The organism is Colwellia sp. C1TZA3 (genome assembly GCF_007954265.1).
Classification (GTDB): Bacteria; Pseudomonadota; Gammaproteobacteria; order Enterobacterales; family Alteromonadaceae; genus Cognaticolwellia.
This window is the reverse complement of the sequence record NZ_VOLS01000126.1, coordinates 1-1,936: the sequence shown is the minus strand read 5'-3', so window position 1 is coordinate 1,936 and position 1,936 is coordinate 1. Positions and strand designations below refer to the sequence as shown.

Genomic DNA, 1,936 nt, shown 5'->3' with positions numbered 1-1,936 from the left:
TAGTTAAAATAGCTCAAGGCTGTGTTGCTCTCAATCCCAATAGCCAGCTATTGCTCAATCGAGCGCCTTACCTTGAGTTATTTTTCCTGCGCACAACAAGATCACAAACTTAATGGAACTGGTATTATACCAATTTGATTAATTAAGTGATCACCTTTTTCATGAGGAAAAATAGATAAATACAAGGCATAAAATTTAGTCAGTAGTTATTCACCTTATAAATTTTATAACGCTGTAGTTATTCATTTTAACCATTAAAAATGAGCAGGTAATTAATCAACTTGGTATTAATACTGATAACGCACGCGTAACCAAGCATTGCTATTATCTCGATGTTGCCCAAAAAAAGAATACTTATGCTGGCCAAAAAACACATTAGCGCCAGCACTCAATAACCATTGGTCGTTATATTGATAATTAACCGAAGGTTTAGCATAACCGTCTTTATCGCTAGGCGAATAAAAAGTAAATAATGAATAAAGCAGTGTTTGTCGTTGTGCGCGATAGCTTAAGCGTAGGGTTAATAAGTGGCGATTTTCAGCGACTAATGGCTCAGGTGTGGCGCTATGTTCAACCAGTGCTTGGTAATGCTTAGTGCGCTCTAGGTAATATTGCAGGCCTGCGGTGAAATTTTTTGCTAGCTCGCGCTCATAACCTATTAACAATCTGTGTTGGCCATTGGCTATTAGGTCATTATTTTTGTGACTATCCTCAACATTATTATACGCAGCGTATTCAAACTTGACGATGCCACCTTTAAACGGCGCTAAGGCACTAATGCCCCATGAATTTAGTTTTGGAAAGTAAGCTTGGTTTTGTGTGGCAAGGTTATGCCCTGCTAGGGTTTCTCCTAAGGTTTTATTGCCCATAGGTGTTGGCCAAAAGCCTTGATAACCATACAGCGAAAGCTCGACACTTTTCACGCGGGTTTTTAAGCGGGCAGACCATTGTGCTTTATTCGTTTTATCGACAGAAAAGGCTTGCTTTGGCGCTACTATTTGCTGTGCTTGTGGCGAATAAAATGAGAAGCGTTCGCCAGTAATATAGTTATCGGGGGTGAATTCTGGTGTCCATACTAAAGTGAAATTAACCTCGTTAAAAAACCAGTTGCTTCTGATGCTATTTGACGGTGCTTTTAAGTATTCATCTGCTCGGCCAGAAAAAAAAGACTGCCAGTCTTTAGCAAATAAATCATTGAGAAACAGGTAGTCGCCAGTGCCCCAGGTTAACACTTGCCTACCCGCTTTTATATCAACAAAACTAAACGGGCTGGCGCTAATGCTGAGTTCTCGGGTGTGGAAAATGGTTTTGCCCAACACGGCATCATAGTAGCTATCAAGCTTGCCACTGGCGTTGAAAAGTTCATGACTATAATCGAGATTGACTCTGGCGCTCAGCTCGTTCAGTGCAGCGCTATTTTTGACGAGGTTAGTTTGCAAAAATTGCCCATAGCCAGCCTCGACAAAACCGGTTAATTGCCATGGCGACGCCGGGGGAGCTTCGACCCAGGCATCAGCCCAATCATTGAGCGATTTATCATTAACGTCAGTCTGCTGCGCGTTGGTAATATCTTCATTATTAGCAATAGCTGGCAGGCTAGCCAACAGCAACAGAATACTGAGTAGCAGCGTATTAAATAAAAACGTTTTACTTAACGAAGGATTATTAATGGTCATCGCCTTTTTAGGTCATTGTTACCAGGTAAATAGTTACTAGGTAGATTGTTACTAGGTAGATAGTTATTAGGTAAATAGTTACTAGGTAGATAGTTACTAGGTAAATAGTTATACCAATCCCATTAAGTTATTACTCACTTGTACTAGTTAAAATAGCTCAAGGCTGTGTTGCTCTCAATCCCAATAGCCAGCTATTGCTCAATCGAGCGCCTTACCTTGAGTTATTTTTCCTGCGCACAACAAGATCACAAACTTAATGG

The 1,936-nt window shown here is 40.6% G+C and carries 1 protein-coding gene; it reads right to left on the bottom strand.

The genetic code is table 11. The annotated features are described in order from the left end of the window. Nucleotides 1-287: 287 nt before the first annotated feature. Nucleotides 288-1,676 (bottom strand): hypothetical protein, encoded by a 1,389-nt coding sequence (locus ESZ39_RS17415; protein ID WP_146881183.1) that lies wholly within the window; start codon nt 1,674-1,676, stop codon nt 288-290. Nucleotides 1,677-1,936: the final 260 nt, after the last annotated feature.

What these genes read in the sequence shown, in the direction of transcription:
- ESZ39_RS17415 (WP_146881183.1), bottom strand. Translation starts at nt 1,676, where the DNA reads ATGACCATTAATAATCCTTCGTTAAGTAAAACGTTTTTATTTAATACG.